This is a genomic window from Bacillus sp. 105MF (assembly GCF_000374885.1).
GTDB lineage: Bacteria > Bacillota > Bacilli > Bacillales > Bacillaceae_G > Bacillus_A > Bacillus_A pseudomycoides.
Genome location: NZ_KB895586.1, coordinates 13,168 through 35,559, shown reverse-complemented (window position 1 = coordinate 35,559; position 22,392 = coordinate 13,168). Strand labels below are relative to the sequence as shown.

21 protein-coding genes are annotated in these 22,392 nt (G+C 37.6%); 8 read left to right on the top strand and 13 right to left on the bottom strand.

Translation table 11 applies throughout. The features are described from left to right. Positions 1 to 150: 150 nt before the first annotated feature. The 4 genes from C564_RS0123645 to C564_RS0123630 are packed head-to-tail and all read right to left on the bottom strand — an operon-like array spanning position 151 to position 4,785. A complete protein-coding gene (locus C564_RS0123645) occupies positions 151 to 504 on the bottom strand; it encodes a DUF3870 domain-containing protein (protein WP_018767086.1) in 354 nt (117 codons plus the stop codon). Between the two features lie 21 nt (positions 505 to 525). Next, a complete protein-coding gene (locus C564_RS0123640; protein ID WP_018767085.1) occupies positions 526 to 1,968 on the bottom strand; it encodes an aldehyde dehydrogenase family protein in 1,443 nt (480 codons plus the stop codon). Between the two features lie 23 nt (positions 1,969 to 1,991). Beyond that, positions 1,992 to 3,320, bottom strand: coding sequence for a 4-aminobutyrate--2-oxoglutarate transaminase (gene gabT / locus C564_RS0123635; RefSeq protein ID WP_018767084.1), 1,329 nt, complete (start codon positions 3,318 to 3,320; stop codon positions 1,992 to 1,994). A gap of 16 nt (positions 3,321 to 3,336) precedes the next feature. Next, positions 3,337 to 4,785 carry an amino acid permease gene (locus C564_RS0123630; RefSeq protein WP_033794534.1) on the bottom strand — a complete coding sequence of 483 codons (1,449 nt, stop codon included), beginning with the start codon at positions 4,783 to 4,785 and terminating at the stop codon, positions 3,337 to 3,339. A gap of 105 nt (positions 4,786 to 4,890) precedes the next feature. Here C564_RS0123630 and C564_RS36355 point away from each other — a divergent pair, with 105 nt between their 5' ends. Together C564_RS36355 and C564_RS35310 are read left to right on the top strand one after the other, a co-directional pair. Then, a complete protein-coding gene (locus C564_RS36355) occupies positions 4,891 to 5,043 on the top strand; it encodes a hypothetical protein (RefSeq protein WP_155896291.1) in 153 nt (50 codons plus the stop codon). Positions 5,044 to 5,173: 130 nt separating this feature from the next. After that, on the top strand, positions 5,174 to 5,320 hold the full coding sequence (locus C564_RS35310; protein WP_018767082.1) for a YflJ family protein: 147 nt from the start codon (positions 5,174 to 5,176) through the stop codon (positions 5,318 to 5,320). Between the two features lie 316 nt (positions 5,321 to 5,636). Here the strand turns inward: C564_RS35310 and C564_RS0123620 are convergent, their stop codons facing one another. Further along, on the bottom strand, positions 5,637 to 6,590 hold the full coding sequence (locus tag C564_RS0123620) for a TRM11 family SAM-dependent methyltransferase (RefSeq protein ID WP_026008679.1): 954 nt from the start codon (positions 6,588 to 6,590) through the stop codon (positions 5,637 to 5,639). Between the two features lie 702 nt (positions 6,591 to 7,292). Here C564_RS0123620 and C564_RS0123615 point away from each other — a divergent pair. Genes C564_RS0123615 through C564_RS0123605 form a run of 3 tightly spaced genes read left to right on the top strand, consistent with a single transcriptional unit; the run spans position 7,293 to position 11,048 of the window. Then, positions 7,293 to 8,840, top strand: a complete 1,548-nt coding sequence (locus tag C564_RS0123615; RefSeq protein ID WP_018767080.1) for a spore germination protein — start codon at positions 7,293 to 7,295, stop codon at positions 8,838 to 8,840. Between the two features lie 4 nt (positions 8,841 to 8,844). Continuing rightward, positions 8,845 to 9,948, top strand: a complete 1,104-nt coding sequence (locus C564_RS0123610) for a GerAB/ArcD/ProY family transporter (protein ID WP_018767079.1) — start codon at positions 8,845 to 8,847, stop codon at positions 9,946 to 9,948. Continuing rightward, positions 9,945 to 11,048: a Ger(x)C family spore germination protein gene (locus tag C564_RS0123605; protein ID WP_018767078.1), complete on the top strand. Its 1,104-nt coding sequence runs from the start codon at positions 9,945 to 9,947 to the stop codon at positions 11,046 to 11,048. The genes C564_RS0123610 and C564_RS0123605 overlap by 4 nt, the downstream gene beginning before the upstream one ends. Before the next feature lie 262 nt (positions 11,049 to 11,310). Here C564_RS0123605 and C564_RS0123600 read toward each other — a convergent pair whose 3' ends face one another. Then, positions 11,311 to 12,360 carry a M42 family metallopeptidase gene (locus C564_RS0123600; RefSeq protein WP_018767077.1) on the bottom strand — a complete coding sequence of 350 codons (1,050 nt, stop codon included), beginning with the start codon at positions 12,358 to 12,360 and terminating at the stop codon, positions 11,311 to 11,313. A 341-nt stretch (positions 12,361 to 12,701) separates the two neighbouring features. Between C564_RS0123600 and C564_RS0123595 the strand changes: the two genes are divergently transcribed. Then, complete coding sequence (locus C564_RS0123595; RefSeq protein ID WP_018767076.1) at positions 12,702 to 12,899, top strand: hypothetical protein; 198 nt, start codon at positions 12,702 to 12,704, stop codon at positions 12,897 to 12,899. A 302-nt stretch (positions 12,900 to 13,201) separates the two neighbouring features. Here C564_RS0123595 and C564_RS0123585 read toward each other — a convergent pair whose 3' ends face one another. The 3 genes from C564_RS0123585 to C564_RS0123575 all read right to left on the bottom strand — a co-directional run bounded on the left by C564_RS0123585 (position 13,202) and on the right by C564_RS0123575 (position 14,758). Then, positions 13,202 to 13,528, bottom strand: coding sequence for a nucleoside triphosphate pyrophosphohydrolase (locus C564_RS0123585; RefSeq protein WP_003195533.1), 327 nt, complete (start codon positions 13,526 to 13,528; stop codon positions 13,202 to 13,204). Positions 13,529 to 13,584: 56 nt separating this feature from the next. Beyond that, entirely contained in the window at positions 13,585 to 13,908 is a 324-nt protein-coding gene (locus tag C564_RS0123580; protein ID WP_018767074.1) for a hypothetical protein, read from the bottom strand. Between the two features lie 61 nt (positions 13,909 to 13,969). After that, a complete protein-coding gene (locus C564_RS0123575; protein WP_018767073.1) occupies positions 13,970 to 14,758 on the bottom strand; it encodes an enoyl-CoA hydratase in 789 nt (262 codons plus the stop codon). A 275-nt stretch (positions 14,759 to 15,033) separates the two neighbouring features. Here C564_RS0123575 and C564_RS0123570 point away from each other — a divergent pair, with 275 nt between their 5' ends. Then, complete coding sequence (locus C564_RS0123570) at positions 15,034 to 16,434, top strand: O-antigen ligase family protein (protein ID WP_018767072.1); 1,401 nt, start codon at positions 15,034 to 15,036, stop codon at positions 16,432 to 16,434. 56 nt (positions 16,435 to 16,490) lie between these two features. Here C564_RS0123570 and C564_RS0123565 read toward each other — a convergent pair whose 3' ends face one another. After that, complete coding sequence (locus tag C564_RS0123565) at positions 16,491 to 17,969, bottom strand: SulP family inorganic anion transporter (RefSeq protein ID WP_018767071.1); 1,479 nt, start codon at positions 17,967 to 17,969, stop codon at positions 16,491 to 16,493. A 48-nt stretch (positions 17,970 to 18,017) separates the two neighbouring features. Continuing rightward, a complete protein-coding gene (locus tag C564_RS0123560; RefSeq protein WP_018767070.1) occupies positions 18,018 to 18,221 on the bottom strand; it encodes a hypothetical protein in 204 nt (67 codons plus the stop codon). A gap of 93 nt (positions 18,222 to 18,314) precedes the next feature. Between C564_RS0123560 and C564_RS0123555 the strand changes: the two genes are divergently transcribed. Then, positions 18,315 to 18,785 carry a hypothetical protein gene (locus C564_RS0123555; protein ID WP_018767069.1) on the top strand — a complete coding sequence of 157 codons (471 nt, stop codon included), beginning with the start codon at positions 18,315 to 18,317 and terminating at the stop codon, positions 18,783 to 18,785. Between the two features lie 35 nt (positions 18,786 to 18,820). Here the strand turns inward: C564_RS0123555 and C564_RS0123550 are convergent, their stop codons facing one another. Together C564_RS0123550 and C564_RS0123545 are read right to left on the bottom strand one after the other, a co-directional pair. Next, positions 18,821 to 20,377: a fatty acid--CoA ligase gene (locus tag C564_RS0123550; protein ID WP_018767068.1), complete on the bottom strand. Its 1,557-nt coding sequence runs from the start codon at positions 20,375 to 20,377 to the stop codon at positions 18,821 to 18,823. A 479-nt stretch (positions 20,378 to 20,856) separates the two neighbouring features. Next, positions 20,857 to 22,347, bottom strand: a complete 1,491-nt coding sequence (locus C564_RS0123545) for a coproporphyrinogen III oxidase (protein ID WP_003195520.1) — start codon at positions 22,345 to 22,347, stop codon at positions 20,857 to 20,859. Positions 22,348 to 22,392: the final 45 nt, after the last annotated feature.

The following is a 22,392-nucleotide window of genomic DNA, read 5'->3' as shown; positions in this document are numbered from 1 at the left end:
ACCTTGGTTTGATTTTTACATGTTCTTTCCTCCCTATTAGAAAAAATAAAAAAGCCAGTTATATTTCGCTCATCAAATAAGCTGAAATATAACTGGCTCTTGTTTATGAATGCTCTTTAAAAAGTAAAGCGTAATAAACTGGGCAGTTTGTTATAGATTTGTTTCTTCATATTCTTCTTGTGGCCTTTCGCCGTTTACATAGCTTGTATATTGGCGGTACAAATCTTTTACCGCACTAATAATCGCATTTTGCGCTTTTCCTTGATAGTGATAAGAGATTTCTTGAATGATATCTTCAATGCCATCTTGTAAACTATGTCCTCTTAACATTTGAGCAATAAAGTCTCTTCCATGTTCAGTAGCAAGGGTACATGACGCTTCAATAATAACGTGATATTTGTGATCTGCCTCTATTGTAATTGTTAATGTTTCATAGACACTGCGCACAGCCATCCCTTTCGGAAGTCTTGAGTGTCCTGCCATGAAAAAAGTACCTTTACGCATGTTCATCCCCCATTTTCTAACTTATACTTGATCGATATATACTGTCTTCACTCGTGTATAAAATTCTGCAGCTGTTTTTCCTTGTTCACGCGGTCCTGCACTCGAATTTTTCATACCACCAAACGGAACTTGCGGCTCTGCTCCTGCCGTTTCTGAGTTGACATGGACCATCCCAACCTCCATATCATCAATAAACTGCTGGGCTAGGCTGAGATTATTTGTACAAATAGATGCACTCAGTCCGTATTCTGTATCATTCGCTACATGAATCGCTTCTTGATAATTGTTCACCTTAAACAAACAGATAACAGGACCGAAAATTTCTTCTTTCGCAATTCGTGCATCTTGCGATACGTCTTCAAAAATAGTCGGTAAAACATAATATCCTCGTTTTAACTCATCTTCTTCTGGTGCGCTACCTCCGCAAAGTAAAGAAGCTTCTTTCTTTCCTACTTCAATCATCGCTAAAACAGAGTGCTGTTGATTTTCAGATACACATGGACCCATAAATGTATCCTGTTTTAATGGATTTCCAACTTTTAGAGCCTTTGTACGTAACAGGAGCTCATTTCGAAATTCCTCATAAATGTCATCTTCAATAATCACTCTGCTTGTCGCTGTGCATTTTTGTCCTGTTGACATGAATGCACCTCTTATCGCAATATCGACTGCCTTCTGGGTATCAGCATCCTTTAATACGACTAATGGGTTTTTTCCTCCCATTTCTAATTGCACTTTCTTTCCGCTTGCAATCGCCGTTTGCTGAATGGTTTTTCCGACGCTATTCGAACCAGTAAAGGATATCGCTTTTATATCAGGATTTTCTGTTAATTCTGCTCCAACGACTAAACCTTTCCCAAATACACAATTGATAACCCCAGCAGGAATTCCCGCCTCGTGAAAAGCATTCACAAGATGATACACGGATTTTGGCGTAATTTCAGCCGGCTTTATCACAACTGTATTCCCATAAATAAGCGCTGGCGCCATTTTCCATGCTGGAATCGCAATTGGGAAATTCCATGGTGTAATGAGTCCGACTGCTCCAACCGCGACGCGCTTACTATAGAGCATTGTTTTCGGATTTGCAGAAGGGATCATTTCTCCTACCGGCTGATTTGCTTCCCCCGCATAGTATTCCAAAATACTGATTGCCCGCTTCGTCTCACCGATTCCTTCAGCGAGCGTCTTTCCTTCTTCACTCGTTAAATCTTGACCGATTTCCGTCACTCGTTCTTTTAAAATCGTTGCTGCTTTCCATAAATAACTTGCCCGCTCATGAAATGATAATCCTTGCCAACTTTGAAACGCTTCTTTTGCGGATGCGATGGCTGCCCCAGTATCATCTGCTGAACTTAGTGGAAATTCCCCTAACACGTCTCCGTTATGCGGATTATAATTTTTCGAATATTGATTCGCAGATGGCTCTTTCCACTGGCCGTTTATATAATTTAAAAACCTCATTTCTCTGCCTCCATCATCGTTTCCTATTTTGATAGTTTCGCAATTGCCGTTTCAAGAATATGAAGACCTTCCTCCAGCTGTTCATCTGTAATAACAAGCGGCGGTAAGAAACGAAGGACATTTCCATAAATTCCAGCGCTTATTGTGATTACACCTTTGTTATGTGTTTCTTGCATAATTGCTTTTACTTCTTCTGTTGCTGGTTCTTTCGTATTGCGATCTTTGACAAGTTCAATTGCCGTCATAGCCCCAAGGCCTCTCACATCTCCAATTAATTCGTATTTCTCCTTCCAGCTATGGAATACTTCCATCATACGGCTACCGATTACCTCGGCACGTTTTACTAACTGCTCTTCTTCTATTACATCTAAAACAGCGAGTGCAGCTGCGCAAGCAACCGGGCTTCCCGAAAAAGTGCCGCCAAGTTGTCCTGGCCCAGGTGCATCCATCAATTCAGCTCTTCCTGTCACTGCGCTAAGCGGCATACCTGCAGCAATGGATTTTGAAAATGTCATTAAATCAGGAGCAACGCCAAAATGATCCATTGCAAACAAACTTCCTGTACGAGCAAAGCCCGTTTGAATTTCATCAGCAATCATGATAATTCCATATTTATCACAAAGGTTTCTGACGCCTTGTATAAACGTTGCACTTGGAACAATAAATCCACCTTCCCCTTGAAGCGGTTCCAAAATAATGGCAGCGATATTATCACTCGCCACTTCCTCTAACATAAAGCGTTCGAAATACGCTAAAATTTGCCCATCTACTTCTTCTTTCGTCATGCCGTCTTCCGCGCGGTAATAATACGGATAAGGCAGCTTGTATACATCTGATGCAAATGGACCAAATCCATGCTTATAAGGTTTTACCTTACTCGTAAGAGACATTGTCAGAAGTGTCCGCCCATGATATGCACGCTCAAATGAAACGATGGCACTGCGCCCAGTCGCTTTCCTAGCGATTTTTACAGCGTTCTCGACCGCTTCAGCCCCGCTATTTGCAAACATTGTTTTTTTCTTAAAATCTCCTGGCGTTAATTCATTCAATCTCTCAGCCAACTCAATATAGCTTTCATACGGCGCTACATGAAAACAACTATGAATAGAAGATTCCACTTGGCTTTGAATGGCTTGTACTACTTTCGGATGACAATGCCCGACATTTTGCATACCAATCTCGCCTGCAAAATCTATTAATTCGTTACCATCTACATCCGTAATGATTGCCCCTTTTGCCGACCCTACATATAACTGCGTAATATTATAAGGACCCCCAGGCACCGCATTGTTTCTTCTCTCATGTAGACTATTTGATTTTGTCGTTACAATATTTTGTTTTTCTTTTAGCATGGAACATACCCCTTTCTTACTCCTTCTCTAAACTAACTTTCGAATCTTGTATAATCGTAAAATCTTCTTTTATTGGCACTCGCTTATTTCTATCTCTTAGGAAATAGATTGCGATTACTACGGCAGTTGCTAACATCGTCATATAAAATTGCATACGCATATCCGCTATAAACGCTTGTGCAACAAATATCGTAATGATCATCGCAAGTGTTGCATATGTGAGATAAGGGAATAGCCACATTTTCACCTTTAGTTTCCCTGGGTCTTCTCTTTCAGCTTTTCTTCTCAACCTGATATGAGAAACGGCAACGAACATATACATCAGCATCGTAACGCCGCCTGAGCTATTCGCTAAAAAAGCAAATAGTTTATCAGGAGATATAAACTTTAACATGGCGCAAATGAATGCGAAGATGATACTTGCATATATCGCCCAAACTGGTGTCCCTCTACTGTTTAACTTTGAAAAAATAAAAGGAGCGTCTCCCTTTTTCGCAAGTGAAAATAACATACGAGAACTCGTGTATATTCCGGAATTCATAACCGAAAGGAGCGACAGAAATACAACCCCATTCATAATTTCCGCAGCCGCAGGGATTCCTGCCATCTGAAATAAACTTGCATACGGCAATTTCAATAATTCTGCATTGTTCCACGGCATAAAAATGACCAAAATCGATACAGACCCTACAAAGAAAATCATAAGGCGCCATACAACACTGTTAATCGCTCTTATTACATTCTTCTCTGGATTATCAGACTCTCCGGCCGCAATCGCCGCTACCTCACTCCCCGATAAAGAGAAAGAAATAAACACAACGCTAAGTAATACTGGCATAATTCCTTTTGGAAAAAAGCCCCCGTTTTCAGAGATCATTGAAAGATCCGGTCTATCTACATTAGGCACAAGTCCAAAAATCATAGAAACTCCTAAAACTAAAAATGCAAGAATCGCTACTACTTTAATAAACGCTAACCAATATTCAAACTCTCCATATAACTTCACTGAATAAACATTTGTCATTGTCATCATGATAATCACGAACAAACTCGCTATCCATGTTGGTATGGAAGGAAACCAATTATTGATCATCACTCCTAACAATACCGCCTCGATTGCGATAATGATGAGCCAATTGAACCAGTATAACCAACCGATTGTGTACCCTGCCCAAGGTCCAATTGCCTTATGTGCATATGTTGAGAATGAACCACTATCAGGGTTTACCGCAGCCATCTCCCCGAGCATCCGCATCACAAGTACAACCATTAAAGCGCCAATGATATAGGACAAAATGGCAGCTGGACCGGTTGATTGAATAATTGTCCCACTTCCTACAAATAATCCGCCCCCGATTACCCCACCAATTGAAATCATCGTGATATGTCTGGTTTTTAAGTCTTTTTGCAATTCTTGTTTTTCTTTCGCCAAAAAGATCACCAACCTATAAGTATTTATTTTCATAAACCCTTCGAGCTAGCATATATAAGATTGAAATATCACTATTATTGATAACGTTTTCTTAAAGTCCTCCTATAAATAGGAACAATAAAAAGAGCCAGAAAAACAATGTACAAAGTTACATTGGATTTTACTGTCTCTATCCTTATGGCTCGTCTTCCTGCTAAGGAAGTTCAAGTGGAAAGAAGCCAATCATCCTCTATTGAAGTGAACGAAATCATATCCGGGCATGCAGAGAGGCTAATCACTGTCATCCGATGATAAACTAATAATAATACAAATAGACTGAATATTCAACATTTATTTTAAATTCAGTCATATAATATAAAAAACGAAATTTCCCCCTCCCCAAACATATACTGTTTAAAAGCAAAAAAAGGAAGTGATCTCCATGCATTTTGGAACAAAAGGATGGTACGTAGCTGAACTGAAAAAATTAGGAGTTCGTTATTTTGAAGGACGGAAGTTAGAGAGCTATCGGGGGCATGTTTTACGCAATTTATTAGTTGCAAAGCAAGAAGAACTCAAAGAAAAGTAATCTATTATGATTCATCGATACAACGATATCGACTGTTCCTTCAAATATATCGGCGATTTTTCAAATATATCGACCGTTTCTCACCATATTCGGAATGCGTTTGTCCCGTTTGGCAACAATCAAGCAGAGCGTGACTTGCGAATGGCCAAGGTAAAGGAAAATATCTAACACTAGGCTAAGCAGTTACTACAAAGCTTAACAAGTAAATACCCTTAATCCTAGAATAGAAGATTAAACAATTCCTTTGAGTGATAAAGAAAAAAGTGATTGGCATATATACCAATCACTTTCCTTTTTTCATTACAAAAAACTTCCCCTATTCACAAACAAGAATTTCCCTAGAAAATGTCCCTTTTTTAGCTATACAGCGGTCTGTAATTTCAAATCCAGCTTCTTTAATCATGTGATCCATTGTCTCAATGGTTACAACAATTACTTTTTTCGCAAAACGACGCGCATGTGTAAGAATTGAGAATTGATCTTCTGGTGTCGCATGTGTAAATAAATTGTACGGCATATCGATAATTGCTACATCGTAATTAGTTGTGACATCCGCAATCGGCCCTACCGTTACGTCTCCTTCAAATCCAAAATGCGCAATATTCTCTCTAGATCCAATTACAACAAGAGGATTTATATCCCGGCCCACGATGTCAATTCCCATGGACAGTGCCTCTACCAGTACCGTTCCTATACCACAACACGGGTCAATCGCTTTGACTCCATCAGGATTTGGCACAGCGATATTCGCAACAGCTCTCGCAACACGTGTGCTAAGTGACGTAGAATAGCTGCGTGGTTTTTTCACGTGATGATACCAAACAGCTTCACTTTCAATATATTCTCCAAAATACCAACGACCACCAAGAGGAACAATTCCAAATACACGCTCTGGATGATGCACGTCCGCTTCCCCTTCAATCTGCATGCCGATTTCTCTCTCAATTACACGCCTCTGTCCGTATTCTATCTTGTTCGATTCATTGAGGTCATTAATTTTAACAAAAATAACTTTGAATGTAGCTCCTGCCAAATCAATTTGTTCTACTTGTTCTAAAATATTTGCCAAGTCGTCTCCTTCATACATCACTTCGATTCGTTCTTTCATAAACGGACTTCGGCTCGGATCAATTTTAACATTACTTTTCAAAATGTTAACATGAGACTCAACTCCAAAAAGAGAGCGCATCTCCATATAACATAAAGATCGTTCATCCTCGCGGAATGCATACGTATATATAAATGCCGGTGTTGTGCTGTGATTATTCAATCTGTTCGCATCCTTTATCATTTTAAATTGTTCTTCCCTATCATTCTCAGTAGCACCATATAACATGAAATATATGAAAAAGGGACGAATAAGCCGAGGCAAGTTTGTCTCTTTTTATTAGTCCTTTTCATCGGATTCTTTACTTATTAAAGAACATTTTATTTCTAGAAATTAGCTCGTATTCCTAACTCCTTACAATCGCTCACATACTCTTTTAATAAAGTTAAATGATATCATATGATTCAAATAAAGTGAAACTTTAATCACACTCACCTATCCTCTTTGCTTTTGCTGAATTTCGAAGCGGGAGTCTTACTGCCCGCGAATAGCGGAATAAAAAAAGTGATTGGTATACAACTACCAATCACTCATTCAGAAAAGCATTCCTCTTCTATTCTCCAATCAACTCCGACATTACATAAGCAAACACAAGCGCCTCTGTATGCTCAATTAAAACAGACAAACTAGAAAATGCTACACACGTCATGTGAGGGACAGGTGGCAATATGGTTCCTAAAGAAATTATAGAAAGTATTTCTTTCTACTAGTCATACAGAAGGAAATACTTTTTTATTTTAGAAATTTGGTTAATGGCCATCTATAGTAATAATTCTAGCGTTGCCTCTCTAGTTATTAGGATATTTTTTTTTAATATATACATACTAAACATACTATAGAAGGCACGTAGAAAGTGAGGGACTCATGGCTAAATTTCTGAAACGGTTAAAATATAGAAGCAATCGTAAGTCAGTTTCAATACGAGACAACACTCATTTCTCGGAAAAAAATATAGAGGACTCCCTCTTAGACGCTGATTTATCAAAAAACATAGCTGATATTCAGAATGTATTTCGTCAAGCACCTGATTTAGTGATTCGTCGGTTTCAAATGAAAGCAGATGGATTAGAAGCAGCTTTAGTGTATTTGTCTGGATTAACAGATAAACAATTGATTCAAAATCACGTTCTAAATCCTTTGATGAATAGTGTTTTTGATACGAATACGGAACTTCCAATTACATTAGGACATATTAAAATTATTAATACGTGGAGTCAGTTTGAAAATGCTATTTTTGGAGGAGATAGTGTTTTATTAATCCATGGCCGAACAACAGCGCATCAATTGGATACGAAAGGATGGCCACAAAGAAATATTGAAGATGCTCATAACGAAATAGCTCTAAAAGGTGCGCATCAAGCATTTGTAGAAACTGGAAGTCAAAATATCGCAATGATTCGAAGATATATTCCTCATCGCGAATTAATGATAAAAGAAATAATAATTGGTATACGAAGCAAAACGAGGATTTCTATTTTATATTTGAAAGATGTAGCTTCTGAAGATGTGCTGAAGGAATTAGAAACACGAATTCAAAGTATTACGATCGACGCTGTTGCTAGTACTGGTGAACTTATCGAATTCATTGAAGATAACCCGTACTCACCGTTTCCCCAATTTATATTAACTGAAAGACCTGATTTGGCAGTATCTCACATTTTACAGGGCAGATTTGTAACTGTAACGGATCATTCCCCAAGTGTATTAATTGCTCCAACAAATTTTACCTCCTTTTTTCAAGGAATTGATGATTACGGGACACGTTGGTTAGTTGCCTCGTCTATTCGTATACTTCGTTTCGTCGCTTTTATGATTGCTCTATTTTTGCCTGCGAGTTATGTTGCGTTTATTTCCTTTAATTTTGAAGTCATTCCTGTAGAGCTTTATTTATCTATTGCTGAATCAAGAACGCGCGTACCATTTTCTCCAGTTATGGAAGCACTGCTTATGGAAATGACATTGGAAATGATGAGGGAAGGGGCTTTGCGGCTGCCTACTCCGATCGGTCAGACGATTGGAATTGTAGGCGGAATTATTATTGGACAAGCAGCTGTTCAGGCGGGAATTGTCAGCAACATTATGATTATTGTTGTTGCTATTACAGCCATCGCTTCTTTTATTATCCCTAATTATGATATGGGGGCGGCAGTCAGACTTTTACGCTTTCCGATGATGCTATCAGCTGCCTTATTTGGAATTGTCGGACTTGTTATCGGATGGATGACATTAATTGCGCATCTTATCAGTCTTGAATCGCTAGGAACTCCTTATGGAACGCCGTTAGCACCGTTTCGCTTTACAGATATGAAGGATGCTTTTGTACGCTTTCCTCTATGGGCCATAAGAAGTCGTCCTAAGGGTACAGGAGCCATTCAATCTATTCGACAAGGAAAGAACCATAATAAAAGGTGAAACTATGAAAAAATATGCCTATAATGACATTACTCTTCTGCAGTATATTTTTTTAATTAATGGAATGCAGGTAGGAACTGGAGTTTTATCTCTCCCACGATTGCTTGCAGAAAAAGCTGGAACAGATGGATGGATAGCTATACTTATCGGCTGGATATTCTCCACAATATCAGGTATTTTTATCGTGAAAACAGCTGCAAGATATCCCGAGGACACGCTTTACGACATTCTTATACGATTATTTGGAAAAATAGTAGGGAAAGCACTAATTGTTATTTACATGATATATTTTTCCTTTTATTCCGGTACCATTCTTGTGAACGCTATGCTTTATCTTAAGGGATGGCTTCTTCCGAAAACGCCTGACTATATCATTATCTTTTTGTTTTCGATTCCTACCTTTCTTGTTGTACGCAACGGCCTTCGTATTATAGGGCGGTACTGTGAACTTAATTTTTATATGATGCTTTGGATTCCGCTGTTTTTTTTGATACCGCTAAGAGAGGGCGGAAGCCTGCTGCCTTTCTTTCCGCTTTTAAAAGAAGGGTGGAAACCGGTATTAACGGCTGTACCGACCACTATTTTTTCTTATTTAGGATTTGATATTGCGTTCTTTTTATATCCCTTTTTACAAAAAAAACAGTATGCAGTCCATGGAATCGTTATTGCAAACACTTTAACGATGTTATTTTATTTATTTGCTACTATTGTTTGCTTTGCCTATTTTAGCCCTGATAGCATTACACAATTTAACCAGCCAGTACTAAATTTACTTAAAGTAATTGAATTTCGTTTTTTAGAACGTTTTGACATGATTTTATTAGCTGTTTACTTAACCGTTGTTTCCACAGCCTGGATTCCTTGCATATACTGCGCTGTATTTTGTTCTAGCCAATTACTTGGGAAACAAGATCACACCTCTCATGTTGTTGTTCTATTATTACTCATTATCGGCTTCATATTTTGGACTCATCCTAGTTGGAATCAAGCCGAAACTTGGCAACAGGTAGTATCGAATGCTGGATTAGGATTAACGTATATATCGCCTATCATTTTATGGATGTATAGCTGGGTATATGAGAAGTCTCGCCAGGGGGGGATACATTGAAAAGAAAGGTGCTATGTTGTATTTTGTTATCAGTGTTCATGCTGACTGGATGCTTTGACCAAACAAATGTTGAAGATGTTTCCCTTACTCTTGTCCTTGGTATCGATTTAGATCGTAATAATAATTTATTGGTGTACATGTCAAGCCCTGTTTTTAATAAAGAAGCAAAGGTAAAAGAAGAAACTACTGGTGTGAAATCTGTTACGACTCGAAATTCTAGAGACAAATTTGACGCTACGGTTATGGCGCTTACCTCGGGAAGTAAAACACAGGTTATTTTAGTTGGAAAACGGCTAATGAAACGAAAAAACTGGGAAAATTACCTCGACCCATTTTACCGAGACCCCAAAAACACAGTTACCACACGAGTTGTTGCTGTAGATGGACCTGTTTCGGACGTCATCTTTTATCACCCAAAAGATAAGCCGCGGCTTCCTTTATATTTAACAAAACTAGTTGATACAGCCTATTTAAGAAATATCGCAGTAAAAACAACTCTTCAAAAATTACATGAACAAATAGCAGACAAAGGGATAACAGCAAGTATTACTGAGATGAAAAAAAAGAATAAAATATGGGTGACAGGTACAGCTTTATTGGATGAAAAAGGAAGGTATAAATTAACGCTAAAATCCGATGAAAACAAACTATTACGCATTTTGCAGCAAGAAACGAAAGGTGAGTTTCCATTTACAATTGCAATTAAACTAAATTCAGATAGCCAGGATAAAGATTGGATAAGCTTTAGTGCCCAAAATATTAAAGTAAAGACAAAGGTAAAGTATGAGAATCATTTTATATTTAATATAGATGTAAAGATGAGAATCAGTATTACAGAACGACTTTTTTCGTTCAATACAAGAAAGGACGCAGAAAAATTACAAAAAGCTATTGAAACTAAGCTGGAAGCTGATTTCAAGCAATTAATAAAGAAAATACAAGCTGCCAAAATCGACCCTATTGGGCTTGGGGTATATGCGAGAACTTACACATATCCAGAATGGAAAAAAGTCCAAAATAAATGGAATAATGAATTAGCAAAGGGCGATGTAAACGTCAAGGTAAATATAAAAATTGGTGGGATGGGAACGATTAAGTAACATGAGTTCAACTGAGATTGTCCTAAAATTGCAAGCCCCTTCAATTTTAGGAAGGTTAATTTCTTTAATAGCTGTTTTTTCATAAAAAACTTCCCATGTAGTATGTAAGGAGATTACAGATTTTGCGATACGAGAAAGCACCTGTAAGAGTTTACTTCGCCTTTGGTAGCAAGAATTTCACTGACTTTAGCCGTGGGAGTGTCAATCCGACAACATTCGCCATACAAACAGAGGTTACCCGATACCAGGTAACCTCTTTTCGCTATTCTCCAATCAACTCTGACATCACATAAGTAAACACAAGCGCCTCCGTATGTGCAATCGAACTCTCATGTGTACGCTCAAATGCATGAGAAGAATCAATTCCTGCTCCAATTAGCGCGTGTTTCACATCAAATCCTGCGCGGATTGCTGCGGATGCATCTGATCCGTAGTATGGGTAAATATCTACTTTATATTCAATGTTGTTTGCTTTCGCAAGTTCCACTAAATGTTTACGTAAACCGTAGTGGTATGGACCGCTAGAGTCTTTCGCACAGATGGATACTGTGTATTCATCTGATGCTTGACCATCCCCTAATGCTCCCATGTCGACAGCTAAGTATTCTACTGTTTCTTCTGGGATATTGGAATTACCACCATAGCCAATTTCTTCATTATTAGAGATTAAGAAATGTGTTGTATATGGCAATGTAATGTTTTCATCTTGTAATCTTTTAATTAATTTTAGTAGAATTGCCACGCTTACTTTGTCGTCTAGGTGACGTGATTTTATGTAGCCGCTCTCTGTAATTTGGACACGTGGGTCGAATGAGACGAAGTCCCCTACTTCGATTCCTAGTTCCCGAACTTCATCCGCTGAAGATACGCGCTCATCGATACGAACTTCAATATTTTTTTCATCACGTTTTGCTTCACCTGCGTCTTTGTATACATGGACAGATGTTTGGTGCATTAAAATTGTACCCGTATATGTTTTTCCGCTCGCTGTTTCGATTTCGCAATATTCTCCTTCAACAGAATTCCAGCGAAATCCGCCGATCATCGATAAGCGAAGGCGACCGTCAGATTTAATTTCTTTTACCATTGCGCCTAGAGTATCAACGTGAGCAGTTAGTAACCGATGCTGATCATCGTTCTTCCCTTTTAACGTCAAAATAAGCGCACCTTTATTGTTACGCTTCGTTTCTACATTCCACTCTTTTACGTAGTTTTCAATAAAGTTAATGATTTTGCCTGTATTTCCAGATGGACTTGGAATAGAAACAAGCTGTTTAATTAATTCCATTGTTTCTTTTGCATGATGTGCCAATGTTGGTCCCTCCACTTCATTTTTCTAATATTCAGTATACAGGAATCGTTAGAAAACCACCACTTATAGATGGCGTTTCTCCTATATAGCCTTTATTTTAAACAACATTTTTACATTTTTACATTTTTTCCACTTCCGCATATACATGGATCCTCTCTCCCACCCCAAAAATGACTCTGTTAAGAGCAAAAAACTTTTGGTGCAATCCCACACCTCTCATTCAGATACAAAATTAAAGGCCTTTAAATTTAGATAGGGAATTTACATATAATTTAAATATTTTAATTTTATAATAAATCCTATATAATAGTTAAAATCCACAGAAAATAGGAGGTCATTCTATGAATAAAAAGTTTGAAATATTAATGAAAGTTACGCCTTTCCTAAGTGTACTTTTTATCTTAATTGGCTTAATTATGGGAGTATTAGGTGCATTGGACCATAATGTAAAAACATTGACTGCATCACTATTTCTAATTGTACAATCTGTACTTGTAATAACATATGCTAAGTCGTTTAAAAAAATATGGGGAAAATAAGTCTCATTTTAATATGATAATTTACTTGCGTTTTCTTATACGAATTGGCTTGCTAGCGTGCCAAAAATACTTATATATCAACAAGCTAAATGGGTTACGAAATCATTTGCGATTTCGTAACCCATTTAGCTTATTGTTTGTTGTTTTGTACGCCAAAAGAGAACGTTTTACTCTCATTCTCTCCCTTTGTTTCAAACCCAGCACGGGGCAGAAAAAATCCGAGTCCGCTTCTACGCATGGACGAATCCTCTTTCTCACCCAAAAACAGAAAGGTTTTATATCTCTATATAATTCACAGTTAACTACTCCTCCGAAACATCCAGCAAGTAAATCCCTCTTTGGAACCCACCGCGTTCTTCTTCTTTTTGCTTACGAAGACGCTCAATATCTTCAAATGTTGCGCCTTCTGCACGCGCTAGTGAGATGATGACTTCTAGTGCATCAGCCAGTGAATCTAATGCGTGTTCACGTTCTTTCATTGAGGCGAATTCACGAATTTCCTCTGTTCCGATTTTCGCTAATGCTTGTATGTATGCTTGACCAGTTAATTTTTTTGAAGTATATGTTTTTCCAGACATTAAAATCTTTTCTGGAACGAGATCTCTAACTAGTTTATTATAAGTTGACATAGTTCTACCTCCACCAAAATATCATACTTATACTATAGCATATCTTCTTTCCATATTTAGTAGCATCCTAGCTCTGCTTTATAGAAAAACCATTTCTTTTTCACACACGCACTCATCATATCAATCCCCGTTCCATGAGCTTGTACTTGAGGAAAGAAGTAATGATCTGGTTCGTTATTTTCTGTTCCATACAATGTTTGATAAGCTGCAGGAAGTGCTTCTTTCTCTATATTTCTTTCCTTCGTAATTTCTCCCCCTGTAGCAACCTTAGGATGGCCCTCAAAAAATAACGTCGTGCGAACAGCAAGCGTTGGTGTGCTATGTAGAGCAAAATAGATTAGCATAAATAAACCGATAATAACTATAACTTTTCTTTTCATCTTTTCCCTCATTACTTAAAAAAGTGCTAACACTTAGGATGTGTTAACACTTTTTCTTTTTTTATTCCCCTTTAAACGCAGGCGGACGTTTTTCTAAAAATGCAGTAACTCCTTCTTTATGGTCAGCTGTTCTTCTCATTGCGTATTGTCCGCGCTTTTCAAGCTGAAGCGTTTGTTCTAAGCTTGAGCGATTGACTTCGCAGAAAATTTGTTTCGTTTGAATCATGGATTTAATTGGTTTTTGAAGCCATTCATTTATTTTTTGTTTTACAGCACCTTGGAAGTTTTCTCCGATAACTTCGTCAATTAATCCCAGCTCTAACGCTTCTGTTGCTGGTAACTTTTTACCTTCCCAAATGATTTGTTTTGCCATATTTTCACCGAGACGTTTTTGTAAGAAGAAGTGCCCCCCGCCGTCTGGTATTAAAGCGATTCCAATAAAATTCATCGCAATGATAGATGAAATGTCTGCCAATACATAATCAGCTGTTAACGCAATACTTAAACCAAGACCCGCAGTTGGGCCATGAATTGCACTGATCACAAGTTTTGGCATTGTATATAACGTTACAACAATTTCAGAAATGGTATTCATGATACTTTCAAATTTGCTTTCATCATTACTAGAAAGCATAGATTTAATGTCTCCACCCGCAGAAAAACCACGTCCATTCCCGCATAATACAACAATATGAACGGAACTCTCAGCTACTTCTTTCAATTTTGCTAACAATTCTTTGAGCGTAGGCTCATCTAATGCATTTAATACTTCCGGGCGATTCATCATAATCGTTGCTACTCGTCCTTCATATTTCACAACTACAGACTCGGCTTTACTTTTTACTTCCATTATATATCCCTCTTTCTTCCTTAAAGATTATACTTATATAATTAAAGAAAAGATGTGTAAAATCCTTCTTTTTTCGTAATTTTCTGTCTAATGCACTCGAAAATTTACATATTCCCTATTATGAATGAAAGAAAATAACTTCTTTTCAAGAGATTTGCCACATATCCTCGTCTATTTACCATTATAATAAAATGGTGTATTCTTATGTTGATGTATCAAATGGACATAGAAATTCGTTCATCCAATCATCCGAAAATGAAGAAATGGAGGAAAACATGGTTAACAAGTTGAAACAAACGAATAACTACTTCCCACATTTCCTGTTACTATTCATCGTGTTGCAACCAGTTTTAGATTTATTAACACCTTTCTCTATCTACACATTACACATGAGTGCGACAGTCGGAATTGTAGTAAGATTTGCCTTTATGACTCTCGCTTTAGGATATCTACTTTTAAATTGGAAACAACCTGGTAATAAGAAATATATTTTCTATCTAGTCTTGCTTGGTATCGTACTTGCTGCTGGACTTGTAAACAATATGATCATCAAGCACCCCGTTTCTTTTGGCGAGGAAATTAAATTCATTTTGAAAAGTACATATCCAATCGTTTTATTGTTTGGATATATTCTTGTATTTAAAGAACTAAAAGATAAACAGTATGCTTCTGATAAACTCATTACATATTTCTTATATGCATCGTTAATTGTAAGTATAGTTATGATTGTATCTATAGCATCCGGAACAGATTTCTCAAGTTATTCATACGAAAAAACCGGCTCTAGAGGATGGTTCTTCGCGGGAAATGAATTGAGTTCTATTTTAGCAATCACGTTCCCAATGGTTGTACTCTACTCTGTACAGAAAACAACTTCTTTTTCTAAAGTATACTACTGGATTCCAACAATTTTAGCGATGTATGCCAGTATTATGGTCGGAACAAAAGTGGGCTATGGAGCAATTATCCTTACACTAGGCGTTGCACTTCTCTTTTCTATTATTGAATATGTGATGCAACGTAAAAAAGTAGGTAAAGGAATTACACATCTTGTTAATACCTTTGTTGCTCTTGTTGTACTAGGAGGTTTATTGGCAGTTACACCACTTACTCCTATTGCAAAAAATATGGGCATTCATTTACAAATATATGAAGATAAAAAATTAGCAAGTGAAGAACAAGCAAGAAAAGAAGGTAAAGGAATTACAGAGGATCCTGAAGAAGCCAAAAGACGTGCAGAAGGAAAATTAACAAGTGGAGAAATGAATAGTTTAATTTATAGTGACCGTGATAAATTCTTACAAGTGTATAAACAATACTATAAAGAAGCTCCTACATCACAAAAGTTATTCGGTATGGGATACGCAGGAAACTATAAAGATAAAGATGCAGTTAAACTAATTGAAATGGACTTTCATGATTTATTCTTTTCATTTGGAATCCTTGGTTTTCTGCTTTATCTGTTACCATTTGTTTATTTTGGCATTCGATTATTCATTCGCGTCATTACAAATTTCAAATCCATTATAACTGTAAGATATATGCTCCTTGCCAGTGTGCTAGTATTAGCACTAGGTATTGCCTTTACGGCTGGACATGTATTAACCGCACCAGCTGTTAGTATTTTCTTTGTCGTAATATTAGCCTATGTCATTGTTGATTTAAAAGCAGATTAAGAAAACGCTACAAGCAGCATCCAATTATGTGGATGCTGCTTTTCATCATTTCAATTCTACTTTTCGTTCACCATTTGTAACTTTTTTCTTTGTTCATCATTTGCCAAACTTAGCAGTGTCTGTTCAACATGCGGCTGTAAATGCTCAAGCGTTACACTTGCACCCATTTTCTCCGTATGATCCACAAAGTTTAATAGCGCCATCGCTCCTGAAGTATCCATATAATGCACATCATTCAAACGTAATGTCAAATGAGATTTGACTTCTTGCAAAGAAGAGAAAATACGGTCAACAGATAGAAAGGAAAGCGGCCCCCGAATCATATACAATGCATCTTCCCCTTCTTCTTTTACAATAGAAGCTTTTCGTTCTTTACATTGCACTATATATAAAATGAAGGAAAACACTATGCCAAACGCAACCGCAATCATTAAATCAAATTTCACTGTAATCACCATTGTTAAAAGCATAACGACAGTATCACCTTTTGGGGCTACATGCATCTTTTTCATGCTATCCCAATCAAACATTCCGATACCTGTTAAAATTAAAATACCCGATAGTACTGCAAGTGGAATGTATTGTACAACCGCACCAAGTCCAATAATGAAAATAAATAAAATGATGCTATGCATACAAGCTGACAATGCTGTTTTCCCGCCACTTCTTATATTCACAATCGATCTTACAGTTGCTCCTGCTCCTGCTAATCCGCCAAACAATCCACTCATGATATTCCCTAACCCTTGGCCAATCAATTCTTTATTACTTTTATGGCGCGTACCTGTTACGTTATCCATCACAACAGATGTTAATAAAGAGTCAATTGATCCTAATAATGCGATACTAAGTGCTGGAAAAATAAGTTCAAGCACTACTGATCCACTAAAAGATGGTACATGAAGAGAAGGTATTGCTTCTGGAATTGCTCCAATTTTTTCAATCATCTTGTTTAGAGGAATCGTTCCCACAAAAGGTAATTGAATCGTAAGTCCTTGTAATACATGAGAAAATAATGGCAATGTTGCCGTAACTCCAACTAACGCAATTAGACTCGCCGGAATCGCTTTAATCCACTTCCCTGCAACAAGCATAACGAGAATTGTTAACAGAACAAGTAAAAAGCTATTCTTTACATGCTTCATTTCACCTAAAATAATGATAAGTGCAATTCCATTCATAAACCCTGAAACAACGGAATATGGAATATAACGTATATAAGCTCCAAGCTTACATACACCAAATAAAATTTGAAACAACCCGCCCATCATAAATGCGATAAAACTTGCTTCGAGTCCATGAGTTGCGATAACTCCTGTCGCAATCACCGTAATTGGACCTGTAGGACCTGTTACTTGCCCTGCTGTGCCACCAAACAGCGCTGCAAATAATCCCGCAAAAATCGCACCATACAATCCGACTAACGCCCCTTCAGATGTCCCCGTTGCGGCAATCCCAAATGCAATTGCGAGCGGCAGTGCAACAATCGCCACGGTAAAACCCGCTAAACATTCTTTTGCTATTTTTTGAACCATAAAAAAATCACCTCTACATAAAATGAAACTTTAATCAGTGGGGGGTCTTCAGCCCCACTGATTATTATCCCTTACCAATCGGGCTTTTACTGACAGTTCTTCTCTCACTAACTTCCTTGCTTTCGCTAAATTTTGAGGTGGAAGTGTTACATGCAGGATAATGTCCACGTTCCATTGTAACGTGAGAAAGGCGCGTTCGTCAGCGCCTTTTAGAAGAAACTCTTTACAGTATCGTGAAGTAACCGTCTTCATTTTTCACATTCCCTTCTCGCTAACGCTTTAGAAAAAAATCCCCCTATGCTATAATGAACGGATTAAATCTTTTACTATATATTTGGAGGCAATATGCTAACTTTTGAAGAAAAATTATCGATTATCGAATCTTTCCCGCAATTAGAAAGAAAGAACGTGTCATTAAAACGTGTAAACTTTCACTTTGAAGAAAGTCGCTTAGACAAAAAGAACGTTGTTTATCATTTACATCCAAATGGAAATGGCTTTGTATACGCTAGCGGCATTAACGGTTATAAAACAGACGAGAAAGGCATGGTTAACATCCGTGAATTTTCAGCAGACGAACTACGCTCATTAATTCAAAAATCAATTGAACTTCTATCCCAAGAACCGGAAGAAGTAGTCGCACAGGCTGCACCTACTAAAGAAGAAGAATGGCATAATGAAGACGGCCATATTCTTACTCTTATCCAAGAAGACGATATGTGGAATGTGTACGCAGGTAGTAACTTAGACGGAACATTCAATTCTTATCCAGAAGCTGCAGAATACCTTGATGAAGAAGGTTTCTCACGCAAATAAAGAAAATGCCTTTCCAAATTGGAAAGGCATTTTTTTTATTGTTTAGCACCTTTTAATGACTCTCTAAGTACAAATTTCTGCAATTTCCCACTCGCATTACGAGGAAGTTCATCTGCAAATACGTAGTGGCGTGGTCGTTTATAGTCTGCTAATTCATCACTTTCTTTACAATACTTTTCTAAATCTTCCGCCGTAATATGTTCATCCTTTTTGACCACTACCGCAACAACACGTTCACCCCATAATTCATCTGGTTCACCAAGTACTGCAACATCTAGTATCCCAGGATGACTATGCAGGAAATCTTCAATTTCACGCGGATAAATATTTACCCCGCCGCTAATGACCATATCATCCAAACGATCGGCAACGTATAAATAACCATCTTTATCTAAATAACCTAAATCACCTGAGTGATACCATCCTTTATACATAGACTTTGCTGTTGCTTCTTCACGATTATGATATCCTGCCATCATAGTTGGCCCACGTGAAATAATTTCTCCCACTTCATAAGGTGGTAACACATCATCTGGTTCTGCCGGCCCCTCTTCGTTCGGTTTTACAATTCGAATTTCGTGACTAAAACAAGGCGTTCCAGCTGAACCAGCTTTCGTAATTTGATCTTCTTCTACTAAGAATGCAATAACGGGACCCATCTCTGTCATTCCATAAATTTGAACAAGATCGATATGCAGACGCTCTTTACATTCTTTTACGAGCGCTGGTGCCATCGCAGCTCCGCCATATACTCCAATTTTCATCGACCGTAATTCATATTGTGATAAATCCTCTTGTAACAGCATATTCCACATCGTTGGCGCCGCAAAGAATGTTGTAATCTTTTCCTTCTGAATTGTATGTAACACCGTCTTTGTATCAAAGTGATGTAAAATGATATTTTTTCCGCCAACTTGAATTCTTGGTATAATACCAGCATTTAATTCACCGCAATGGTATAACGGTGCTACTGCAAGGCCAATACTATCACGGTTATATTTTAAGAAATACGTGCAAATCATACTATGTTCAGCCATATCACGATGACGATGTAGCACCCCCTTGGGATGACCCGTTGTACCACTTGTATAGAGCATCGAACAATAATCTGTTTCCTCAACGACAATATCCACTGCCTCAGATGAAGCTGCATTTACCTTTTCATGATAAGAAGCAGCGTATGAAGGCGCGTCATCTTCTATGTACCAAAAAGAACTATTTGGGAAATCTCGTTCAATGGTAGCAACCGTCTGTTCAACGGCTTTTTCAAATACAACGACTTTTGAGGATGCATCCATGAGGATATAAGCTACTTCTTTTGCTTTTAGACGGAAATTAATCGGATTGAAAATCGCACCGATTTTCGCACAAGCAAGGTAAACGTTTACAAATTCACGGCAGTTATATAAATAAACAGATACAGTATCTCCTTTTTTCACACCTTCTGCTAATAATGCTTGCGCCGTTTTATTGATCTGTTCATCCCATTCTTTATATGTCCAACGAATGTTCTTTTCTGGTTCTACTAACGCTTCTTTATTTGCATATTTCCCTACCGTTAAATCAAAAATCCTCCCAATCGTCATATACATGTCAAAATATGCCCCCTTTTAACTTTCATAATTCTATCATTTCGTCTATAAGTAGACATTTCCTCTACATTTTTACCTTCTTTTTCTGATCATTCTCGACATCGTTTTACAAATATATATTCATTTTGATTTGTAGGTATACACGTATCTGCTATGAAAACAAAGGGAGTTCTCCACTCATTTTCTCCCTTTGTTTTTACTTGGCCTGGGGCTAAAAAAGCAATCTATGCATGGACGGATTCTCTCTCCCATCCAAAGAATGGTTTTTATTAAAAAAAGAGACTGAAACCTAAAAACTCGCAATATGCGAACCTTTAGGCCAGCCTCTTACCCCGCTTTAACGGGCAGTAATACTCCCACCTTAAATTTTAGCAGAAGCCAAGAAGTTAGGTGTGAGATAAACTGCCCGTAAAAGCCCGATTGGTTCAACTAATAATCCGTGGGGGATGAGAAAAACCCCCACGGATTAAAGTTTCACTTTAAGAGAATAGCTCTTTTAAAATTTCAAGCTTATCTTCTGTATATTTGATATAACCATCATTATATGATTTCGGATCTTTCGGATTTGCAAAATGTGTAATTGCCCCTGTCTCTGGATGCACAAATTTACTTGATGCACCGCAGCCAAGACCGATAATAGATTGTACTTCTTCCATAATCACGATATTATAAATACTTTCTTGCGATGGCATCGCATAGCCAACATTTTCTAAGTTACCTAAAATGTTCTTTTGGCGGTATAAATAATATGGTACGTAGTTATGATTTTTCGTCCACTCTTCAGCCTCATGCATCATCGCTGTAATTTCTTCACGACCTGCCACTTTATATTTACGCTTATTTTGCGTCATTTCAGAAGCACGCTTAAATGATAATGTGTGAACTGTTAATGATTCCGGCATTAACTTTTCCGTTTCATCTAACGTATGTTTAAATATATCTAGCCCTTCACCTGGAAGACCAATAATTAAGTCCATATTGATATTGTTCATTCCCATTTGACGTGCTAAATGATACTTTTCAATCGTTTCTTCCACCGTATGATGGCGCCCGATTGCTTTTAACGTTTCTTGATGGTACGACTGCGGATTAATACTAATGCGGTCGATGTTCCATTTATTTAATACTTCTAGTTTTTCTGGCGTAATCGTATCAGGACGACCTGCCTCAACTGTTACTTCGCGTACTTCTTTCACATCCGGGAACGATTGGTACATTTCTTCATACAACATGTCCATCTCTTCTGCTGTAATACTTGTTGGCGTACCGCCTCCGTAATAAATCGTTGTAACCTTAACACCTTTCTCTTTTAGGAACTTACCAATCTCACGAACTTCGTAGTGTAAGCCTCCTAAGAAAGAATCAACCGATCCTTGACGTCCATTAATCGCATACGCCGGGAATGTACAATATGCACATTTTGTCGGACAGAACGGAATACCGATATAAATACTTACTTCTTCTTTCAAACGATATAAATCTGGAACAACTGCTAATTGACAGTCCACGATGCGCTGCAGAAGTTCAATTTTTTCTTCATGAATTAAATAGCTTTCACGAAGTTCTTTATGCGCCTCTTCTTTTGACATGCCATTTTGAAGCATTTTATGAAGAAGTTTCGTTGGACGTACTCCTGTTAAAATCCCCCAACTTTGCTCAATTCCAGTTAGCTGTTGCAAGACAGAAAGATACACATATGAAACAACATGTTTTACTTGTTTCATACGTTCTTTTTCTACTGTGAAGGAAGATAAATCTTTTTCAAACGTTTCTTCATATACATTTCCAGTTGCAACGTCTGTTAAACGTGCTGAAGCTGTCACGTTTCCTTCTATCTTTATTTCAACAATAAGATTCGCATCTTCTTTCTCAAATCCTATCGTGCTTTCTTCAAAAAATAAGCCGCTAATATTTTGTAGCGGACGTAAAAAACGATCATCTTGTAACGTTTTTATTGAAATTAACAACACTTATCACCTTTTCATTTGTAAACTCTCTTTAGTTTACTTGAAGGG